The following is a 19,879-nucleotide window of genomic DNA, read 5'->3' as shown; positions in this document are numbered from 1 at the left end:
TCTGCCACTATGTCCGGTCATGGACTATCACGATCGATTCCTGCGGGCCGCGACCGAGCAGGGTGTGCCGCGCGGCGAGGCCGTCCGGTACGCCGACCTGGTGCTGCGGTTCCGGATCCGGGCCGGTGCCGGGCCGGACGGGGTGCGCGCCGGACGGTTCGGCGGGCTGCCGCACCTGCCCGCCGACATCGCCTGGCCGTGCATCCGGCCCGGGGTGCCGTTGCCGTACCTGGCGGCGGTCGACTGTGCGGCGCTGCCCCGGATCGCCGGGTTCGCCCTGCCGGCCGGTGGGTCGCTGCTGTTCTTCCTGTCGCCCGAGGCGGCCATGTCGTCGTGTTCGATACCGGAGGAGCAGCAGTTCGCCCGGGTGGTGCACGTGCCGGCCGGCGCGGTGACCGCACCGACCGGGCCACCGGACGACGACTGCGACGACGAGCCGCTGACCGGCCCGGAACACGACCTGTACGCGCGGGTCGAGCCGGACCTGCCGGAGCAGCCGTCCGGCCTGCAGGACCAGGTGCTCGGCGACCTGCCGCACGCCGCGGAACTGGCGGCCCTCGTCGACCGGCTCTGGCCCGGCCGGGTGCCGTGGATCGAGGACGACCTGCTGCTCGGCGGGTACTCCGTCTCGGCGCAGAACAGCCCCGAGTGGATCCTGGCCGAGGACAGCTCCGAGGAGGCGGTGCAGCGCGAGTGGGTGGCGCTGGCCCAGTTCGCGGTGCCGCACCAGGAGTACGTGAACGGGCGGTTCCTGATCCGGCACGAGGACCTGGCCGCCGGGCGGTTCGATCAGGCGCTGTCGTTCTGCGAGTTCACCGAGTGAGGCGTCAGGTCGTACCGGGAAGGGTGTCAAGCCAGGCGCGGACCGCGCGCGCGGAGCGGAGCAGGACCACCGGTGGCATCGCGGGGTCGGCCTGCCAGGCGCGCAGGCGGGCGCGTTTGCGGGGCAGGGACCGGAACTGGACCAGCACGATCGAGTCGCGGGACAGGGCTTCGCGCAGCGACTCGGTGTTGCCGTTGCAGATCGGGGTGCGGACGATCCCGCGGATCAGGGTGCGGGTGACCAGCCGGTACAGCAGCAGCGGGCGCGACAGGTCGAGGCCGACGATCAGGTCGGCGCGGGCCAGCGGGATGTCGGCCCAGGACAGGTAGGCGCTGTCGAGCACCCAGGCGTCGCCGGCGCAGATCGCGGCGATCCGGTCGCGTTGCACGGCGAGCGGGACCTCGACCCAGCCGGGTTCCCAGGTGAGGTCGTCGACGCTGTGCCAGGGCAGGCCGGTGCGTTCGCCGATCCGGCGGGCCAGGGTGGTCTTGCCGGACCCGGTGACGCCGTAGACGACGATCCGTCGCGCGGTGGTGAGCCGCGCCGGGCCGGGCTGATCGGGATCGGTCACGGGCGGTTCAGGAAGCGGTGGATCTCGGTGAGGAACGCGGTCGGCTGTTCGACGTGCACGTTGTGCCCGGCGGTCACGGTGACCAGCATCGCGTCCGGGATCCGGTCGGCGCTGTCGGCGAGCAGCTCGTGCGGGATCGGGCTCTCCGCCCCACTGATGATCAGGGTGGGGACGGCGATCTCGGACAGCGACGCGAACCAGGCCGGGTCGGGGTCGTTGAGCTGGGCGCGGATCGCGGTGACCGCGGCGAAGTCGAACGGTGTCGGCTCGGCCGGCGGGTCCAGCGGCGGCCGGGGCAGCGACCCGGGCCGCGGCAGGCTGCTGTCCTCCAGGACCAGGTGGGTGACCCGGTCCGGTGCGGCCAGGGTGAGCAGCGCGGCGACCATGCCACCCATCGAGTGCCCGACCAGCACGCACCGGGCGATGCCGGCCGCGTCGAGGTAGGCGAGCACGTCGTCGCGCATCAGCTCGAACGAGTACGCGCCCGGGTGTGCGCTGCTGCCGTGCCCGCGCAGGTCGAGCGCGTGCACGTGGTGGGTCTGTGCGAGATCGGTCAGCACGGTGTGCCAGTCGGCGGAGCTGTCGCCGAGCCCGTGCAGCAGCACCATCGGCGGGCGGCCCGGCTCCCCGGCGGTGCGGTAGGCGAGGGTGATCCCTGCGGCGTCGATCGTGGTCACGTCATCGTCCCCCTGTTCACGTCGGCGCCTCCACCATGCCAGCCCGCCCCGGCCCGCGGCTGTCCCCCGCAGGCCGATTTTGCGGTCAGCAGAACCGGTGAGCCAGGGTCACCCCCAGATTGGTGAGCATCACGGTGAAGAAGACCGCCGGGCCGGCCAGGGCGCGGGAGCCGACCCGCAGGTGGGCGGTGAACGCGCCGACGAAGTAGAGGACCAGGCCGGCGGCGGCCAGGACACCCAGGATCGGTACGGCGAGGCCGATCAGCAGGCCCGCGGCGCCGGCGGCCAGGATGACACCGAGCATCGGCATCCACCACAGCGGCAGGCGTTTCATCCGCAGCTGCGCCTTCGGGTAGTCGTGCCCGATCAGGTAGGTGACCGCGGCACTGGCGGCGAGGAACGCGGCGAGGCCGGTGGTGGTGAGATAGGCGGCGGACACGGGGGGCTCCTTCACGGTCGGCTACCGCACCGACGACACAGCCCGGCCGGATGTGAGGCCGGGCGCGGTGCCGGGTTGCCGGTGACCGGGCCGTCGTGACCCCGCCCGGCGGTCAGACCGCGGCGATACCGATCGAGGTACGGACGGCGGTGAGCAACTCGTCGCTGGTGAACGGTTTCGCCAGCACGGTGACACCGGGTTTGAGGACGCCGTAGTGGCTCATCAGGTCGCCGGCGTAGCCCGACACGAGCAGGACCTTGATGGCGGGCCGTCGTTGCTGCAGCGCCGCGGCGAGCTCGTCGCCGAGCATGCCGGGCATGACGATGTCCGAGACGAGCAGGTCGATGCCGGTGGTGTGCTGGTCGGCCAGGGCGAGCGCGTCCGGGCCGGAGGCCGCGGTGAGGGTCGTGTAACCGGCGCCGGACAGGGTCCGGGTGAGCGCCTCACGGATACCGTCGTCGTCCTCGGCGATCAGGATGGTCTCGGTGCCGCCGACGGCCGCCGCCACCGTGTCGGGCGGTGGTTCGACGGTCTGTTCCGTCGTCGGCAGGTAGATGGTGAACATGGCGCCGTGGCCGGGTTCCGATTCGATGCGGAGCACACCGCCGAGCTGGTTGACGATCCCGTAGACGATGGCCAGCCCGAACCCGCTGCCCAGGCCCCGGCCCTTGGTGGTGAAGAACGGCTCGATCGCGTGTTGCAGCGTCTCCGGGGTCATTCCCTCACCGGTGTCGCGGACGGTGAGCCGGACGTAGTGCCCGGCGGTCTGCGGGGCGGGACCCGATTCACCGGGTTCCTCGGTGATCACGACGTTGGACGTGATGATGGTCAGCGTGCCGCCGCCGGGCATCGCATGGCCGGCGTTGACGGTGAGGTTGAGCAGGATCTGCGCGATGTTGGTGGGCTCGGCGAGCACCAGACGCAGGTCGTCCGCGAGGTGGGTGACGATGTGCACGCGGGTGCCCAGGGTCGGGGCGAGCAGCGCGTTGGATTCGCGCACGGCCCGGTTCAGGTCGAGCGCCGACAGGTTGATCACCTTGCGGGAGCCGAAGGTCAGCAGCTGCTGGGTCAGGCCGGTGGCCCGTTCACCGCCTTTGCGGATCTGTCCCAGGTCGTTGAGGATGGCCGTGCTGCTCTCGGGGTCCAGGCGGCCGGCGACGGTCAGTTCGGCGACGGACTCGGACACGAAGCTCTCGAAGGCCAGGATCGAGCCCAGGATGTTGTTGAAGTCGTGGGCGACGCCGCCGGCCAGGGTGCTGAGGCTGCCGAGCCGTTCCCGGGCCCGGTCCCGGTCGTCGAGGTCGTGCTGGCGTTGCGTGGCGTGGCGCCGCTGGTCGCTCTCGACGTGGGCGGTCACGTCGTCGATCGTGCTGATGAAGCCGACGTGGCTGCCCTCGTCGTCCTGGACCGCCTCGACGTGCACGTTGAGCCATCGCGCGGTGCGGCCGCTCAACCCGATGTGGCTGCGATACCGGTGCCGGACGTCGCGGGGCCCGTCGCCGCGGGCGACGGTGAGAACCTCGTCGCGGTGCTCCTGGCCGGCGCAGGTGAGCCAGCCCAGGCCGAGCAGGTCGTCGGCGGGCAGCCCGGTGATCTCGCAGAGCCGGGCGTTGACGTAGCTGGCGGACCCGTGCGGGTCGCCGAACGCGATACCCACCGGCGAGGCGTCGGCCATCAGCCGGAAACGTTTCTCGGTGGTGCTCAACGCCGTGGCCTTCTCGAAGAGCTTCCCGGTGACCGCGCGCAGGTACTCGCGGTCGACCTGCGCGGTGTCGATCGGCCCGACCAGGCCCGGTCCCGCGGCCAGGACCTCGTCGACGGTCCGCATGAGTTCCTGTGGCTCCGACGACCGGAGCAGCACCCGGGCCACCCCGATCGCCTGGGCGAAGGGCTGGATCTCCGATTCCTGATAGTTGCTCGTGTAGAACACGATGGGTGTCGCGGCGGTGTCCGGCGCGGAGCGCAGCTCCCGGGCCAGTTCGTAACCGTCCATCCCGGGCATCAGCATGTCGGTGACGACCAGGTCGGGATGCTGGGAGTGAGCCAGGTCGAGTGCCTCGGCGCCCTCGTGGGCCTCGATGACCCGATGCCCTTGGTATCCGAGCAGGGTGCGCACGAGTTCCCGGTTGGTGGCGCGGTCGTCGACGACAAGGACGGTAGCCATGACAGCCTCAGGACTTTCTCTTGCTACGGAGCCGCGCCGGGCAGGCGCACCGTTCAGTTCGGTACGGAGCTGCGCAACAGCTGCGGCAGGTAGGCGTCGATCTCGTCGGTGAACGTCGCCGGGTCGATGGGTTTTGCCACGTAGTGGTCGAAGCCGGCGTTGAGGATCCGGTCGCGGTCGCCCACGAGCGCGAAGGACGTCACGGCGACGACCGGCACCTCGCGCAGTCCCGGCTCGGCGCGCATGGCCGCCAACGTCTGGTAGCCGTCGATGCCGGGCAGCTGCAGATCCATCACGACCAGGTCGGGGCGTGACGCCCGGGCCAGCGCGAGGGCTTCCTCTCCGCTGGCCGCCGGGGTGACGGTGTGCGAGTGCGCTTGCAGCAGGTACGTCATCAGATACATGTTGTTCGGAGTGTCTTCGATGACCAGGATGCGCGCGTTCATGACCTGCTCCGTTTCAGCAGGTGGCCAGGGAGATGGCGAAGGTGCTGCCCTCACCGACGACGCTGGCCACGGTGACGGTGGAGTTCATCAGCTCGGCGAGCTTCTGCGAGATGTGCAGGCCGAGACCGGTGCCTTCGTCGGTGGCCTTCGCGGTGGCGGCGCTCCGCTCGAACGCGCAGAAGATCCGGTCCAGGTCCGTTTCCGGGATGCCCGGGCCGGTGTCGTGCACCGAGATCTGGATCCGGTCGCCAGACTCCTGCAGCGTCAGCCGGATGCGCACCTGGCTGCCCTCGGCGAACTTGATCGCGTTGTTGACCAGGTTCACCACGATCTGGCTCAGCGCGCGTTTGTCGGCGGTCGCGGACACCGGCACCTCGGGTCCCTCCACGTGCAGGGTGACGTGGTGGGTCTCGGCCAGCGGCTCCAGGGACTGCACGACCGCGTCGACCACGGCGCGGCAGTCGACCGGTACCAGCACGATCTGGACCTTGCCGGACTCGATCTGGGCGAGGTCGAGCAGGTCGTTGATGATCGAGAGAAGGTGCACGCCGCTCGCCTTCACCAGGTGCAGCTGGTGTTCCTGTTCGGCGTTGAGCGGGCCGGGCAGCTTCATCAGCAGGGTGCCGGTGAAACCCAGGATGGCGTTGAGCGGGGTGCGCAGCTCGTGACTCATGCTGGCCAGCAGGTTGTTCTTGACCCGGCTGGCCCGTTCCAGCTCGGAGACGTTGTGCTGCAGCAGGTGCTCGATGTGTTTGCGGTCGGAGATGTCCCGGACCGCGGCCATGGTGAGCCGGCCGCTGGTGGTGGTCTCCAAGGCGCTGAGGCTGACTTCGACCGGGATGGCGGTGCCGTCCTCGTGCACGGCCGACATCACCACACAGGCACCGACCTGACCCGCGTCGACCGGACGCAGCCCGCCGGGGAGCACGGCCTCGACCGGCAGGCCCATCAGATCGTCGTGGCTGCGGCCGAACAGGTTTTCGCACTGCGGTTCACCAACTCGATGGAGCCCGAGGCGTCGACGCCGAGGATGGCGTCCGGGGCGACCTCGATCATCCAGCGGAACTTCGCCTCGGCGTCCTTGCGGACGCTGACGTCGTGGATGGCCGCCGCCACGACCGGTCCGTCATCGGTGTCGACGACCGACAGGGAGATCTCGGCCGGGAACTCGTCGCCGCCCTTGCGCCGCCCGGTCAGGGTCACCGCGGTGTCCGCCCGGCGCGGGCGGTCCGGGTTGTCGAGTTGGGAGGTGGGACGGGCCGGGTACACCCCGCCGCTGGCCGCTTCCGGGACGATGACCTCGACCGGCTGGTTGATCAACTCGTCGTGGTCGTAGTCGAACAGTCGTTCGGCCTGGGTGTTCACCAGCAGGATCCGGCCGCTCGAATCGATGCCCACGATCGCATCCGGTGCAGCCTGGAACACCGCTTCAGCTCGTGAGGCGTACTCGAGCACGACAATCACCACCATCAAGATATTATTTATTCGTATAAAACGATCGATTTCAGGCTAGCCCTCGGGTTTCCCACCTACCCCCTGTTTCGGGATCCGTGACGCGGGGGCGGGTCAGTGAGGTCCGTGGGGTCGCTGCGGGCGGGTGCGCCCGGCGCCGGGCGGGCGGCGAGATGACGCGGTCGTCACGCCGGTCGGGGGCGCAGGCCGTCGAACAGCACAGCCAGGGCGCGGTCCAGGACCGGGACGGGGTAGTCGCCGGACTCCGCGGCCAGGCTGGCGCCGCGCAGCAGGGCGAGGACGGTCGGCATGTCGACGTCGGGGCGCACCGCGCCGGCCCGTTGCGCGTCCTGCAGCAGTGCGGTCAGGGCCTCGTGCATCCGGGTCCGCTGGTCGCTCCGGCCGGCTTTGACGTCGATGCCGGCGTCGCGCAGCGCCTCGGTCAGGGCTTTCTTGGTGGTGGCGTCCACGACGATCCGGGTGACGAACGTGAAGAACGCGGTGGCCGGTTCCCCGGTCGTGCGCAACCGGTCGGCCTGTTGCAGCAGCAGGTCGACCCGGGCCGTGACGATCGCCGCGTAGAGCGCCTCCTTGGTGGCGAAGTGCCGGTAGACGGTGCCGACCCCGACCCCGGCGCGGCGGGCGATCTCGTCCATCCGGGCGGTCAGGCCCTGCTCGCCGAGGACCAGCTCGGCGGCGGCAAGGACCTTCGCCCGGTTGCGGGTCGCGTCGGAGCGGATCACGCCGGGACCACCGTCGTTGGAATCCCCGTCGTCGGGAGCGCCGCCGTTGACAACCGGAATCCAGGTTCCATATCTTCACACGGAATCACGATTCCGATTTTACGGGGGATGGCATGCCGCACACCACACTGGGCCGCTCCGGCCTGCACGTCACCCGGGCCTGCCTGGGCACGATGAACTTCGGCACCGACCCGCACGCGCCGACCGCCGAACCCGAGGCCCGCCGGATCGTCGACGCGTTCCTCGACGCCGGGCACACCCTGATCGACACGGCCGACACCTACCGCGGCGGCACCAGCGAGGAGATCCTCGGGCGGGCCGTCGCGCACCGCCGCGGCGACGTCGTGCTGGCCACCAAGGGCGGCGCGCCGCAGGGCACCGGGCCGAACCACCGGGGTCTGTCGCGCGGGCACCTGACCCGTGCGCTGGAGGCGAGCCTGCGCCGGCTCGGCACCGACTACGTCGACCTCTACCAGTGCCACGTGCCCGACGCCACCACGCCGATCGAGGAGACCATGGGGGTGCTCGACGATTTCGTACGGGCCGGCAAGGTCCGCTACGCCGGCTGCTCCAACGTCACCGCGGCGGGGGTGGTCAGCGCGCAGTGGGCCGCCCAGCGCCGGGGCGGGACGCCGTTGGTGAGCCTGCAGGCCAACTACTCGCTGATCACCCGGGCGATCGAGGCGGAGATCATCCCGGTCTGCCGGGAGCTGGGCCTGGGCGTGCTCGCGTACAGCCCGCTCGGCGGCGGCGTGCTCGCCGGACGGTACCGCCGCGGCATGGCGCCGGAGCCCGGGTCGCGGCTGGGGCAGTGGGCGGCGATGCCCAGCCCGATGGCCCGCGGGTTCGTGGCCGGCCTGCTCGCCGACCGGCACTTCGACGTCGCGGACGAGGTCGCCGCGGTGGCCGACGAGCTGGGCACGACGGCGCCGACGGTGGCGCTGGGCTGGCTCGGCGGCCGGGCCGAGATCACGTCGGTGGTGCTCGGCCCCCGCTCCGCCGAGCACCTGGCCGCGAACCTGGACGGGCTGGCGTTCCCGCTCCCCGCCGAGGCCGTGCAGCGCCTCGACGAGGCCAGCCGGTTCACCGTCGTCCCGGCGGTCACCGGTCAGCACACCGCACCCTGACCGGCGGCCCCGGAATCCGGACATCGCCGACCTCGACCCGGTGATGACAGCGGTGGCCACGTGGGGGAAGACGCCCCCGGACCGGCGACGTGCACCCGCTGACCCGCCCGGTCGACCGGGCGGACCTGGACACTGTCCTGGTCGCCGCGCCGGCTACGTCGTCAGCCGTTCGCTGCCGGCACCACCGCCGGCGGCACCGGCCGTCCGGGGCCGGGCTCCAGGTTGGCGATCATCGTCTCCAGGGTGTCGAGGGTCCGGGTGTAGTCGTCGGCGGTGATGCCCGCGGTGCCGACGTCACGGATGGCCCGCACCGCGGCGCCCAGGTCGGCCAGCAGGTCACGCCCGGCCGCGGTCACGGTGTAGACGCCGGCGCGGTCCTCGACGTACCCGCCGCCGAGCAGCGGCGACAGGTGCGTCTCGACGGGCTCGCCGGTGGCCAGGAAAGGCGCGAGGCTCGCGGTCAGCGTCGCCGGCGATCCAGGACCGACCTCAAGGGTGCGCAGCACCTGCCACTGCCGGCGGGTCACGCCCCGGGCGCCGAGGGTGGCGTCGAACCGCTCGTCGATCAGCTGATCGAGGCGGCGCAGCAGCAGCCCGATCGGCCGGAACTCAGTTGTATTCATACAACTATTCTGGCGCGCCGACGCTGCCGGTTGTCAAGTAACAACTGTTGTAGGGTGGGCGGCATGACGGCGGAACCGGACGAGCTCATCGCGCGCGCCCTGGTCCGCATCCGCCGCGATCAGCAGGCCGGGCACCTGCAGAGGCGTGCCGCGGCACCGGACGCCGCCAGCTTCCGCTACCTGGACGCACTGGACGAGGCCGGTGGCCCCTTGCCGATCTCGGCGATCGCCGACCGGATCGGCGTCGACCGCCCCCGCGCCAGCCGGCTCACCACCGCCCTGCTCGCCGACGGCCTCATCACCCGTGAACCACAGCCGGGCAACGCCCGCTACATCCTGATCCAGCTGACCGCCGCCGGCCGCGCCGTCGTGGCCGCAGCCCAGGAGAACCGCCGCCGCGGCGTGGCCGAAGCCCTGACCGGCTTCTCCGCCGAGGAGTCCCGCACCTTGGCCGCCCTGCTGGCCCGCTTCGTCGACGCCTGGCCCCGCGGGTAGCGCGACTCTGCACCGCCGCCGCCGTCGTCGCCGACCGCGACGCCGGGTTCGGCGACGGTGCGCAAATCCCAGGAGGATCGTTCTGACAGAACCGTCCTGACCTTCCACCGCACGCCCAGGCTTCGACCTCCCGGCCTCCGATTACCCGCATTACCGGATTGCTATTACCAGTAATCCGTTAATCCGCCGAGACGCTGGAAACGGACAAATGACGGCTACACCATAGTGACAGTTCTGTTGTAGTCGAAAAAGTTCCCCGGTCATGCCGCGACCGCTTCAGATCACGACCTTCCTTCGGTACGACCTCGGGCCGGCACAGGGGCAACAGCGGAGTCCCGGGCCTCCCCGCGAGGCAGTCCCGGCCCGGACCGCCCGGCGACGCACGGGTGTGTCCCGGGGCACGCGATGTCCGGCCACTCCGGAGCCGCCCGGCGCCACCCGGGGGCGGGCGGTCGCCGCGCGACGGGCCGCCTGACTCCGGGCAGAGGCGCGACTTTCTGTTGTGGGCTGGTTCTCGGGGGTGTCACCCGGGGTGCGAAGCACCCCGGGAAGCCAGCCGGGGTCCCGGCGCGCGCCTGACGGTCCGGTGGTGGGACGACGTCGCGGACCCCGGGACACACCCGTGCGGCGCTCAGCGATCTTGAGCGGGACTGCCTCGCGGGGAGGCCCGGGACGGGGCAGCTGCTTCTGTGATGGCGCCCAGGTCGTACCGAATAGGGGTTGGGGCACAGTGTGCGGATTTTGGGTGGGGGGTCATCCGGGCGGCGGGCGGCGGCGAATCGCTGGCACCGAGTCGTGCGCGTGGGGCGGCGGCCGGGGGAGCGGAGGTCGAGATGGCCGATACACCGCGGCGGGCGCTGGCTGGGATGGGTGGCGTCGTTGTGCTGCTGCATCTGTTCGGGATCGGGGTTCTCTACGCCGCGCCGCCGGGTGGGCGGGTGGTGCTGGTCGTGGCCTACCTGCTGGGGCTGCGGTGGGCGGTGGCGCCCGGCAACGTCGTGGTGACCGACGTGGCCGGGCAGCGGCTCGAGCAGCTCGGGCGGCGGGGGATCTCGTGCGGGTTCTGGTTCGCGGTGGGGTTCGCCGGCACCGTCGCGGCTGCCACGCTCGTGGCGGCGAGACGTCGTGCGGTTGCTGGCCGGTGGGCGCAGCAACCGGGAGATCGCCGCGGCGCTGTTCCTGGCCGAGGGGACCGTGAAGAACCACGTGACCGGTGCCCTGGCCAAACTCGGTGCCCGGGACCGGACCCAGGCGGCGTTGCGTGCTCGTGAACTGGGGCTGCTCTGACCTGCGGTGACCGGGTGCGGCCGCGGGCCCCCACCGGGCCCGCGGCCGCGCTGCCGGCCGGGTCAGCTGGCCAGGAACGTCCGGATCTGGGTCAGGGTGCCGGTGTCGGTCAGGTAGCCGATGTGGGTCTGGCAGGCCACGTAGTTGTTGGTGGCGCCGCTGAGCACGGTGCTGGTGTACGGGATGATGATCCCGTCGCAGGGCGAGTACCAGGTCGCGTACCTGGTGGCGCCCGGTGTCTCGTCACCGGCGCTGATCGTGGTGATGAACGACGAGCCGGGGTACATCTGCTGGCAGGTGACGTAGATCAGGCAGGCGCTCGCGTAGGTGGTGCCGTGGTTGGCGCCGGCGATCGACGCGAGGTGCCGCACGTACGGGGCGCCGCCGAGCTGCTTGAGGTACCACTGGCTGACCAGGCCGCCCATCGAGTGGTTGACGATGTCGACCTGGGCGGCGCCGGTGCGCGACCGGACCTGGCTGACGTAGCTGGCCAGCCCCTGCGCGTTGGTGATGTTGTTGCCGTACGAGTTGTACTCGTAGGCGAACAGCTCGCTGCTGGCGTAGCCGCCGGCCCGGAACACCGCCATGGCGGTGGTCCAGTTCGAGGCGCTGCCGGTGTAGCCGTGCACGAAGATCACCGGGGTGCCGGGGGCGGCGGCCGCGGGCAGGGCCGGGCTCAGCGCGAGCGCGGCCAGCACGGCGGTGAACAGGACGATGAGACGACGCATGAGACCTCCAGGGGTGAAACGGGGATCTCTGCATCCTCAGTGCATAAAGATGGTCACGCATCGGCGAAATCGCCGGTGGTCTTCGTCTCGTCCGGAGGTGCGGCACGGCCCGGCAGGGAAGGCTGACCGGATGGTTGCCTTCGAACTCGCGATCCAGGACACCGGCGGCATCGCGGTGGCGGCACGCCTCGGCGTCGACCGGGTCGAGCTGTGCTCCGCGCTCGCCCTCGGCGGTGTCACTCCCTCGCAGGCGCTGATCGAGGCGGCGGTCGGGTTTCCCGGGATGCCGCCGGTGCACGTGCTGATCCGGCCGCGGGCCGGTGGCTTCGACTACCCGGCCGACGAGGCCGCGCTGATGGTCCGCGAGGTGCGCCACGCCGTCGCGGCGGGCGCGGCCGGGGTGGTGGTCGGCGGGCTGCGCGACGGGCGGGTCGACACCGGGCTGATCGCCCGGACGGTCGAGGCGGCCGGCGGCGCGGCGGTGACCTTCCACCGGGCCTTCGACGGCCTGGCCGATCCGGCGGCGGGCCTCGACGTGCTGGCCGGGCTGGGGGTGTGCCGGATCCTGACCGCGGGCGGGCCGGGCACCGTGGCCGGTGGGCTGGCCGGGCTGGCCGCCCTGGTGCGGGCCGCGGCCGGCCGCATCGAGATCATGGCCGGTGGCGGGGTACGCCCGGAGCTGGTCGCCGGCCTGGTGGGCACCGGGGTGGCCGCGGTGCACGCGTCGGCGAAACGGATCGTGCCGGACCCGGTGGCGGTGGAGCTGGGCGCGGCGGCCCGGGCCGGCGCGACCGGCCGGGAGGGCACCGACGAGCAGCTGGCCGGGCTGATCCTGGACGCGGTGCGGGGACTTGGGTCTTTTGCGCCCGCCGACCGGGTCGTCTGATTGCGCGCTCGGCGCGGCACACCCGGCACGGGGTCGGACTGCTAGCAGATCAGCTCGTCGGCGTCAATGCGACACGCGACAGGCACAGTCCGTAGTGATCTGTGTACGCAAAGCGCAATTCTGGGGCCGAGGACACTGCAGTGACTCTCCGACTCACAGTGCTGGTTCATGGAGGTCAAAGATGACCGAGACGACGATGAAGCATGCGGAGGAGCTCAAGATACCCGAGGAATTGCTGGACCTCGGTGATGAGATCCGTCAGACGGTGGAGGACCTCGGGGAAAAGCTGGTGCAGAGCACCACGGTCTACCGCAGTCAGCTCAAGCAGATCGAAACGCAGAACCGCAAGTCCTCGGCCACGCAGAACGGCCGGAGCAAGAGCGGCACGGCCGAGATCGCCGAACCGACGGCCGTGTTCGGCGGGGTGCCCTACCAGTTCTTCGACATGATCGCGGTGGGGCCGTTCCAGCCGATCGGTGGCGGGCCGTTCCGGCCGAACCGGATCATCCGGGCCGGTGAGCGGGCCTTCCTGATCGCCGCGATCTGGCGCAACCCGACGCCGCTGGGCTTCTCGCCCGGCAACCCGTCGGCGGCCGACGTGATGGCCGGGCAGTCCTACGTGGTCCGGGGGCAGACGGTCAACGTCAACGACGTGGCGAACGGGCCGGACCTCGGCCCGGTGACCGGCACGTTCGGCGGGGGCTTCCTCGACTTCCACGTGCTGCGGATCCCGTCGGTACCGGCGCCGCAGGACGGCGCGCCGCGGCTGCTGGACATCAGCCTGACCATCGACGTGCGCAGCGTGGCGTCGGGTCTGCCGCCGTTCGCCGGGTACGCCTCGCAGTGGTTGCAGCTCGACGCGTACGCGCCGTTCTGCTTCCCGTACATCCCGTACGTGGATGGTCCGGTGGTGGTTCCGGGTCTGGTCCCGAGCTTCGTGCAGGACACCCCGGTCCGCGTCCTGATCTATTCCTGATCGGCCATCGGGCGCCGGCGTCGACGACGCCGGCGCCCGATGCGGTGCACCGGACAACCCTGCGAGGCGGGAAGGAGATCCGACAATGGCAAAGGTGGACCCGCGGCTGCGCCTGGTGATGGACGAGCTCACCGACCGGCCCGGAGCGGCGTTCGCACCGGCCGCCGACGTGCCGCTCGGCGCGCGCATCGGCTGGGACGGCCGCGCCGACGGCGCGACCATCGAGGTCCTGGTCGAGGCGGTCCCGGACGGCGACCTCGACGACATCGCTACGACGGTGACCGGCGCTCAGGTCGGCCCGGCCGGCACGGTCCGGCCGGTCCGCCTGCCGGTGACGGCGCTGCCCGCGCTGGCCGGGCACGCCGCCGTCGCCCGGATCGAGGCGTCCCGGCCGCTGTTCCCCGAGCTCAACTGGTCGCGGGTGGAGTGCCGGGCCCAGGACCTGCACGCCGGATCACCGTCGATCGCCGGCGCCGGCGTGGTCGTCGCGGTGATCGACTCCGGGATCGACTACACCCACCCGGCGTTCCGGCACGCCGACGGCAGCAGCCGCATCCTGGCGCTATGGGACCAGGCCGCGGACGCGGTGGCCGGCGGCACCGTAGCGTTCGGCCGCGAGTACACCCGCGCCGAGCTCGACGAGGCGCTGCGCTCGGCGGATCCGCGCGCGGTCGTGCCGCACGACGACGCGGATCCGCACGGGCACGGCACCCACGTCGCCGGGATCCTGGCCGGCGACGAACGCGGCCGGGACCTGTTCACCGGGATCGCCCCGGACGCCGAGCTGATCGTGGTGGCGCTGCGGCCGGACGGGGCGTCGCTGGGCACCTCGACCCACGTGGTGGCCGCGCTCGACTTCGTCCGCCAGCGCGCCGGCGGGCGCCCGGCCGTGGTGAACCTGAGCCAGGGCACCAACATCGGCGGGCACGGCGGGGAGTCGCTGCTCGAGCGGCGCATCGACGAGCTCAGCCGCCGGCCCGGCTTCGTGGTGGTCAAGTCGGCCGGCAACGAACGGCAGTGGGGGGTGCACGCCGGCGGGATGCTCTCGCCCGCCGAGGACCACTACGTCGCGTTCGACGTGGTCAGCGGCGACCTCGACGACGACGTCATCGAGGTGTGGTTCGGTTCCGGCGACGACGTCGCGGTGAGCCTGACGACGCCGGGCGGCTCCACCTCCGGGCAGGTGCGGGCGGGGGAGTCGCTGTCCTACGAGACCGGGGCCGGCAACCGGGTCCGCATCGACGTCGACGAGGACGCCGACGGCACCGGCGACCGGCGGGCGTCGCTGATCCTGCGCCGCGGCACCGCCGATCAGATCCAGGCCGGGCGGTGGAGCATCGTGCTGCGCGCCGGGGTGGTCGCCGACGGCCGGTTCGACGCGTGGATCGAACGGGCGCCGCGCGGCGGGCTGGGCGCGCCGGAACAGAGCCGGTTCGCGTCGCGGGCCCGCGACGCCACCCGCACGGTCACCATCCCCGGTACGGCCCGGCGGGTCATCACGGTCGGGTCGTACGTGACGAAGTCGCCGCGACCGGAGACGATCGGCACGCTGTCCGGGTTCAGCTCGCTGGGCCCGACCCGCGACGGCCGGGAGAAACCCGAGCTGGCCGCGCCCGGCGACTACATCGTGTCGGCACAGGCCGGTGGCGGGCACGTGGCGCTGCCGGGCACGTCGATGGCGGCGCCGCACGTGGCCGGGGCGGCCGCGCTGGTGCTGCAGGCCGTGCCGCTGCTCACCGCGGAACAGGTGCGCCAGGTGCTGCGCCGGTCGGTGCGCACCGACGCGGCAGTCGGTGCCGGCCCGGACGCCGGCTGGGGTGCCGGCAAGCTCGACGTGGCCGCCGCGGTGGCGCTGGCCCGCGCGGCGGTGTTCCCGCGGATCGTCGCGGTGCAGGCCGACGGGGCCCGGGTCGTGGTGAAGACCGACGTACCCACCACGGCGCGGCTGCTGGTGCGCGGCGCGGCAGCGCTCGACGGGGCGGGCCCGGCGAGCGTGCACAGCTTCGACCTGTCCGGGTTGCCGGCCGGGCGGCACCGGTGCGCGGTCGAGGTCGCCGCGGACGGCTGGGTCAGCGCCGACGACGACAACGGCGCCGGGTACGTCGTGCCGGTCGGTGAACCGGCCCGCCCGCCGGTGACCGAGCCGGACACCGACCAGGCCGGGTACGGCTTCGCGGTCACGGCGGTGACCAACCCGGGCGGTGAGCCGGCGATCGAGTACACCGTGACCGACCGGCGCACCCGTGAGCAGGCCAGCAAGCTCGACGGCGCGGCACTGCTGGTCTTCCTGCAGGACCAGGTCGAAGGCCGATCCCGTACCCCATAGGGGTTGATCTGACCGGGAGGGAGGTGGTCGTGCGCGGGCGGCGGACCTGGACGACAATGGTCCGCACACATGTTTGCCCGCCGATGTGAGAGGAAGTTTCTTGAGCGCTGGACTCGCAGCACTGCTGGACGACGTGGCGGTCCTGGCCCGTGCGGCCGCCGCGTCCGTCGATGACGTCGGGGTCGCCGCCGCGAAAGCCGGTGCCAAGGCGGCCGGTGTGGTCATCGACGACACCGCCGTCACCCCGCAGTACGTCCGTGGTCTGGCCGCCGAGCGTGAGCTGCCGATCGTCAAGCGCATCGCCGTGGGGTCGTTGCGCAACAAGTTCCTGATCATCCTGCCGGTGATCCTGGTGCTCAGCCAGTTCGTGCCGTGGCTGCTCACCCCGCTGCTGATGATCGGTGGCGCGTACCTGTGTTACGAGGGCACCGAGAAGGTGTGGGCCAAGCTCGCCCATCACGACGCGCACGGCGCCGGCGAGCAGGCGCAGCCGGACGAGAAGACGCTGGTCGCCGGCGCGATCCGCACCGACCTGATCCTGTCCGCCGAGATCATGGTGATCTCGCTGAACGAGGTCGCCGACGAGCCGTTCCTGTCCCGGCTGGTGATCCTGGCGGTCGTCGCGCTGTTCATGACGGTGCTGGTCTACGGCGTGGTCGGCCTGATCGTGAAGATGGACGACCTGGGCCTGAGCCTGGCCGAGCGCACCGGCACCGGCATCGCGACGTTCGGCCGTGGCCTGGTCAAGGCGATGCCGAAGGTGCTGACCGGGCTGACCGTGATCGGCACCGCGGCGATGCTGTGGGTCGGCGGGCACATCCTGCTGGTCGGCGCGGACGAGCTGGGCCTGCACGCGCTCTACGCGGCGGTGCACCACCTGGAGGAGGCGGCGCACGACGCCACCGGCGCACTCGGCGGGGTGATCGGCTGGCTGGTCAACACGGTGGCCAGCGCGATCGCCGGGCTGATCGTCGGCGCGGTGGTCGTGTTCGTGCTGAGCGTGACGCTGCACCGCCGGAAGAAGCCGGCGGTGCAGCGGACGCCGAGAAGTAGCGGGTGACCCGGCGGCCGCGGCCGCCGGGCTCACGTCCCGGCGCGTGCTTCCATGCCGTTTGGTCGATTTGACTATGCTCTCCGGTGATCGGGGAGGGCCCATGACGGTGAATGGATCGGTGAGCGGGGAGTTCGCTCGCATGCTGGATGCGGCGCGCTGCGCGCTGCGCGCGGCGAGCCCGGCGCCGCAGGACGAGGAGACCGCGCGCCAGCAGCGCCTCGGCGAGTCCGCCGACGGGCAGGTCCGCGCCGAGTTCGGCGCGGACGGGCGGCTGGCGGCGGTGACGCTGGACCCGCGGCTGCTGCGCCTGGGCACGCAGGAGATCGGCGAGCACGTGGTCGCGGCGGTGAACGCGGCGATCGACGCGATGCGCGCCGGCGCCGCGCCGGTCCCGGCCGCCGGGGACCTGTCGCAGCTGACCGAGCAGCTGCAGGAGGTGCGCGACACCGCGGTGCCGCGGCTCGGCGCGTTCCTGCAGACGCTGACCGAGGCCCAGCAGCGGATGGCCCGCGGCGGTGGCCGATGAGTGGATTCGCGGTCGACCCGGCGGCGCTGCGGGCCGGCGGCGACGGTGTGATCACCGTGGCGCAGGGCTTCATCGGGCAGGTGGAGACGTTCGAGGCCCAGATGCAGGGGTACGGCGAGCCGTGGGGCGGCGACGACATCGGGTCGCTGATCGGGATCGCGTACACCGCCGTGTCGGCGTGGGTGCTGGACTGCATCGCGGTGGCCGCCGAGGAGATCGGGTCGGCCGGCAGCGATCTGACGCTGATGGCCGACAACTACGAGTCGGCAGAGGAGGACCTCGTCACCGGGCTGCGGGGCCTCCAGCACGAGCTGGGCTGACCGCGATGGGACTACAGCTGCCGGGTGAGCTGGTCACCGCGCTGGGCTGGATCGGGCTGAGCTGGCCGGAGGCCGACGAGGAGAAGCTCGTCGAGATGGGCCAGGCGTGGATCGACTTCGCCGGGACGGTCGGGCAGGCCGCCGGGCAGGCCGGGACGGCCGCGTCCGCGGTCGTGGCCGGGCACAGCGGCGAGGCGTTGCAGGCGTTCCAGCAGTGGTGGGCCGACCCGGACAGCGGGCCGGGCTCGCTGCCGGACTACGCGCAGGCCGCCATGCTGGTCGGCACCGGGATGATCATCTGCGGGGCGATCGTGCTCGCCCTGAAGATCCAGGTGATCGTGCAACTGGCGATCCTGGCGTTCGAGGTGGCCCAGGCCGTCGCCACCGCGGTCGCCACGTTCGGCGCGTCGCTGGCCGAGATCCCGATCTTCCAGACGATCACCCGGGAGCTGGTGAGCCTGCTGATCGACCAGGTGATCACGGAGCTGCTCGATGCCTAGCCACGGCCCGAAGGGTACGAAGGCCCGCGGCGGCGCCGGGAAACCGAAGGTCGGCAAACTCGTCGGCGCCGCGGTCGAGGCGGCCGCGAAGAAGCCGAAGAAACGCCTACCGGCGCCGGCGGTGACCCGCAACAACGACCTGCCCGAGTTCACCCTGCGGATCAAGCAGAAGGCCTCGTACAAGAAGGGGCCGTTCCAGCGGAAGTTCAACGCGCTCAAGAAGCTCAGCGACGACGGCAAGCTGTTCAAGCAGGCGAACCCGCTGGACAAGGACCCGGAGATCACCAAGGCGTACCGCAAACGGGTGCGCGACGCGATCCTGGCCAAGTACTGGCCGGACGGGGGCCGGGCCACCCCGGAGGGCAAGGCGATGGCGAACAAGCTCCTGGAACGGCTGCGCAACACCGACGCCGATCACGTGTGGGATCCGCAGCTGGGCGGCGCGGACCACGCCAGTAACCTGAGGCTGCTGGATTCCCACACGAACCAGGACATGGGCAACGAGATCTGGCAGCAGATCAAGGACCTGCCCGATGGAACCCCGATCCGAATAGAGCTGGTGCCGTGAACCCTGACCTCCGCGAGCTCATCGAGGAGCTGCGCACCGACCTGGAGGCGGACCAGCCGGCCTCCCTGTCGTGGGCGCAGATCGACGCCGGCGCGCCGGACGCCCGGATCCCGGCCGACGTGCCGGAACCGGTCCGGGACCTGCTGGCGGTCGCCGACGGCGTCCTGGCCGGTGCGTTCGACCTGGCCGGGACGGCGCACATCGCCTACCGGCAGGCCATGCTCGCCGACATGCCGGCGTTCACCGGGGTGGGCGCCACGCCGGCCGCGTGGTACTTCCTCGGCACCCTGATGGAGGAACCGGTGCTGCTGCGGCGCGACACCGGCGCGGTGTGGTGGTTCCCGCAGACCAGCGGCGACCCGTACTACGCGCGCGAGGAGTTCGAGGAGCTGATGCCGAACCTCGAGTACTTCCTGGCCTACTACGTCTTCGGCCCCGGGTACGCCGACGTCGGTTTCGAGGACGACGAGTGGTGGGGCTTCCTCGACGAGCACGACCTGACCACCGTGCCCGGCGAGGGCGACGAGGACGAGGAGGGCGGCGCATGAGCGTCACACACGAGGAACTCACCGCGCTCTGGGGCGCCGACGGGATGATCTACTTCCCGGTCGAGCAGTTCGACGACGTGCTCGGCCCGCTGCGCCCCGAGGTGTTCTCACCCTCCGGCGCGCTCCCGCTGGACGTGCCGATCCTGTTCACCGTGGACGTCACCGTCGAGGGCCTGGAGCTGTTCAGCAAACTGAAGATCGAGATCGGGGACGCCGGTCCGCGGATCTACATCGTGCTCGGCAGCTCGCCCGAGGACGCGTACATGCTGTTCTGCATGGACGCGCTGACCGGCGCGGTGGTGCTGCTGGACCTGGAGACACCGAACTTCGAGCCGGTCAACGCCACCTACGCAGCGTTCGTGGAGTTCCTCTACCGGCTCGGGCAGCTGATCGAGAACGACGCGGGCGGCCGGGACCGTGCCGTCCGGGCCGCGGCGATCCGCGCCGACCTGCACGGTGTCGACCCGTCCGCGTTCACCGACCCGGAATCCTGGTGGACCATGGCCTTCGACCAACTGGAGTCCACCGGCCGGTAGCGCAGGCCCGCCGATGCCGACCTGATAGGGTCGCCGCAACCGCGGACCGAGGAGGTGAGACCGA

The 19,879-nt window shown here is 71.7% G+C and carries 24 protein-coding genes; 14 read left to right on the top strand and 10 right to left on the bottom strand.

The genetic code is table 11. From position 1 onward, the window contains the following. Positions 1–19 precede the first annotated feature (19 nt). Entirely contained in the window at positions 20–823 is an 804-nt protein-coding gene (locus Apa02nite_RS17020) for a YwqG family protein (RefSeq protein ID WP_203825830.1), read from the top strand. A 4-nt stretch (positions 824–827) separates the two neighbouring features. Here Apa02nite_RS17020 and Apa02nite_RS17015 read toward each other — a convergent pair whose 3' ends face one another. The 8 genes from Apa02nite_RS17015 to Apa02nite_RS16980 form a co-directional block, all read right to left on the bottom strand. Then, positions 828–1,394 (bottom strand): P-loop NTPase family protein, encoded by a 567-nt coding sequence (locus Apa02nite_RS17015; RefSeq protein WP_203825829.1) that lies wholly within the window; start codon positions 1,392–1,394, stop codon positions 828–830. Further along, positions 1,391–2,002 (bottom strand): alpha/beta fold hydrolase, encoded by a 612-nt coding sequence (locus Apa02nite_RS17010; RefSeq protein ID WP_203825866.1) that lies wholly within the window; start codon positions 2,000–2,002, stop codon positions 1,391–1,393. Before Apa02nite_RS17010 ends, Apa02nite_RS17015 begins: the two co-directional genes overlap by 4 nt. 154 nt (positions 2,003–2,156) lie before the next feature. Further along, complete coding sequence (locus Apa02nite_RS17005; RefSeq protein ID WP_067698331.1) at positions 2,157–2,510, bottom strand: DoxX family protein; 354 nt, start codon at positions 2,508–2,510, stop codon at positions 2,157–2,159. Positions 2,511–2,622: 112 nt separating this feature from the next. Further along, positions 2,623–4,674, bottom strand: coding sequence for a hybrid sensor histidine kinase/response regulator (locus tag Apa02nite_RS17000; RefSeq protein ID WP_203825828.1), 2,052 nt, complete (start codon positions 4,672–4,674; stop codon positions 2,623–2,625). Between the two features lie 53 nt (positions 4,675–4,727). Beyond that, entirely contained in the window at positions 4,728–5,120 is a 393-nt protein-coding gene (locus Apa02nite_RS16995) for a response regulator (RefSeq protein ID WP_203825827.1), read from the bottom strand. Positions 5,121–5,133: 13 nt separating this feature from the next. Next, the gene (locus tag Apa02nite_RS16990; RefSeq protein ID WP_203825826.1) at positions 5,134–6,069 is read right to left on the bottom strand and encodes a PAS domain-containing sensor histidine kinase; all 936 of its coding nucleotides are present in this window, start codon (positions 6,067–6,069) and stop codon (positions 5,134–5,136) included. Then, positions 6,069–6,590, bottom strand: coding sequence for a PAS domain-containing protein (locus Apa02nite_RS16985; RefSeq protein WP_203825825.1), 522 nt, complete (start codon positions 6,588–6,590; stop codon positions 6,069–6,071). Before Apa02nite_RS16985 ends, Apa02nite_RS16990 begins: the two co-directional genes overlap by 1 nt. Before the next feature lie 167 nt (positions 6,591–6,757). Next, a complete protein-coding gene (locus tag Apa02nite_RS16980) occupies positions 6,758–7,315 on the bottom strand; it encodes a TetR/AcrR family transcriptional regulator (protein WP_203825824.1) in 558 nt (185 codons plus the stop codon). Between the two features lie 113 nt (positions 7,316–7,428). Here Apa02nite_RS16980 and Apa02nite_RS16975 point away from each other — a divergent pair, with 113 nt between their 5' ends. Continuing rightward, entirely contained in the window at positions 7,429–8,442 is a 1,014-nt protein-coding gene (locus Apa02nite_RS16975; protein WP_203825823.1) for an aldo/keto reductase, read from the top strand. A 161-nt stretch (positions 8,443–8,603) separates the two neighbouring features. On the opposite strand, the gene Apa02nite_RS16970 is transcribed toward Apa02nite_RS16975, so the two are convergent. Further along, on the bottom strand, positions 8,604–9,065 hold the full coding sequence (locus Apa02nite_RS16970) for a winged helix DNA-binding protein (protein WP_203825822.1): 462 nt from the start codon (positions 9,063–9,065) through the stop codon (positions 8,604–8,606). 63 nt (positions 9,066–9,128) lie between these two features. Here Apa02nite_RS16970 and Apa02nite_RS16965 point away from each other — a divergent pair, with 63 nt between their 5' ends. After that, complete coding sequence (locus Apa02nite_RS16965; protein WP_203825821.1) at positions 9,129–9,560, top strand: MarR family winged helix-turn-helix transcriptional regulator; 432 nt, start codon at positions 9,129–9,131, stop codon at positions 9,558–9,560. 1,125 nt (positions 9,561–10,685) lie between these two features. After that, positions 10,686–10,847 (top strand): LuxR C-terminal-related transcriptional regulator, encoded by a 162-nt coding sequence (locus Apa02nite_RS16960; RefSeq protein ID WP_307871966.1) that lies wholly within the window; start codon positions 10,686–10,688, stop codon positions 10,845–10,847. Positions 10,848–10,909: 62 nt separating this feature from the next. Here Apa02nite_RS16960 and Apa02nite_RS16955 read toward each other — a convergent pair whose 3' ends face one another. Then, positions 10,910–11,575 carry an esterase/lipase family protein gene (locus tag Apa02nite_RS16955; protein ID WP_203825820.1) on the bottom strand — a complete coding sequence of 222 codons (666 nt, stop codon included), beginning with the start codon at positions 11,573–11,575 and terminating at the stop codon, positions 10,910–10,912. Positions 11,576–11,705: 130 nt separating this feature from the next. Between Apa02nite_RS16955 and Apa02nite_RS16950 the strand changes: the two genes are divergently transcribed. From Apa02nite_RS16950 to Apa02nite_RS16905, 10 genes are all read left to right on the top strand, one after another. After that, positions 11,706–12,461 (top strand): copper homeostasis protein CutC, encoded by a 756-nt coding sequence (locus Apa02nite_RS16950; RefSeq protein ID WP_203825819.1) that lies wholly within the window; start codon positions 11,706–11,708, stop codon positions 12,459–12,461. Positions 12,462–12,642: 181 nt separating this feature from the next. Next, positions 12,643–13,437 (top strand): hypothetical protein, encoded by a 795-nt coding sequence (locus Apa02nite_RS16945; protein WP_067694734.1) that lies wholly within the window; start codon positions 12,643–12,645, stop codon positions 13,435–13,437. Between the two features lie 85 nt (positions 13,438–13,522). Continuing rightward, positions 13,523–15,763, top strand: coding sequence for a S8 family peptidase (locus tag Apa02nite_RS16940; protein ID WP_203825818.1), 2,241 nt, complete (start codon positions 13,523–13,525; stop codon positions 15,761–15,763). A gap of 100 nt (positions 15,764–15,863) precedes the next feature. After that, positions 15,864–16,823 (top strand): DUF808 domain-containing protein, encoded by a 960-nt coding sequence (locus tag Apa02nite_RS16935; RefSeq protein WP_203825817.1) that lies wholly within the window; start codon positions 15,864–15,866, stop codon positions 16,821–16,823. 94 nt (positions 16,824–16,917) lie between these two features. Continuing rightward, complete coding sequence (locus Apa02nite_RS16930) at positions 16,918–17,343, top strand: YbaB/EbfC family nucleoid-associated protein (RefSeq protein ID WP_203825816.1); 426 nt, start codon at positions 16,918–16,920, stop codon at positions 17,341–17,343. Beyond that, positions 17,340–17,663 (top strand): hypothetical protein, encoded by a 324-nt coding sequence (locus Apa02nite_RS16925; RefSeq protein WP_203825815.1) that lies wholly within the window; start codon positions 17,340–17,342, stop codon positions 17,661–17,663. The genes Apa02nite_RS16930 and Apa02nite_RS16925 overlap by 4 nt, the downstream gene beginning before the upstream one ends. A gap of 5 nt (positions 17,664–17,668) precedes the next feature. After that, positions 17,669–18,163: a WXG100-like domain-containing protein gene (locus Apa02nite_RS16920; protein WP_203825814.1), complete on the top strand. Its 495-nt coding sequence runs from the start codon at positions 17,669–17,671 to the stop codon at positions 18,161–18,163. Continuing rightward, positions 18,156–18,731, top strand: coding sequence for an endonuclease (locus Apa02nite_RS16915; RefSeq protein WP_203825813.1), 576 nt, complete (start codon positions 18,156–18,158; stop codon positions 18,729–18,731). The genes Apa02nite_RS16920 and Apa02nite_RS16915 overlap by 8 nt, the downstream gene beginning before the upstream one ends. After that, positions 18,728–19,279: a hypothetical protein gene (locus Apa02nite_RS16910; protein ID WP_203825812.1), complete on the top strand. Its 552-nt coding sequence runs from the start codon at positions 18,728–18,730 to the stop codon at positions 19,277–19,279. The genes Apa02nite_RS16915 and Apa02nite_RS16910 overlap by 4 nt, the downstream gene beginning before the upstream one ends. Continuing rightward, positions 19,276–19,815: an SUKH-4 family immunity protein gene (locus Apa02nite_RS16905; protein ID WP_203825811.1), complete on the top strand. Its 540-nt coding sequence runs from the start codon at positions 19,276–19,278 to the stop codon at positions 19,813–19,815. The genes Apa02nite_RS16910 and Apa02nite_RS16905 overlap by 4 nt, the downstream gene beginning before the upstream one ends. Positions 19,816–19,879: the final 64 nt, after the last annotated feature.

The sequence above is a fragment of the Actinoplanes palleronii genome (assembly GCF_016862315.1).
Taxonomy (GTDB): domain Bacteria; phylum Actinomycetota; class Actinomycetes; order Mycobacteriales; family Micromonosporaceae; genus Actinoplanes; species Actinoplanes palleronii.
This window is presented reverse-complemented; position numbering and strand designations above follow the sequence as displayed.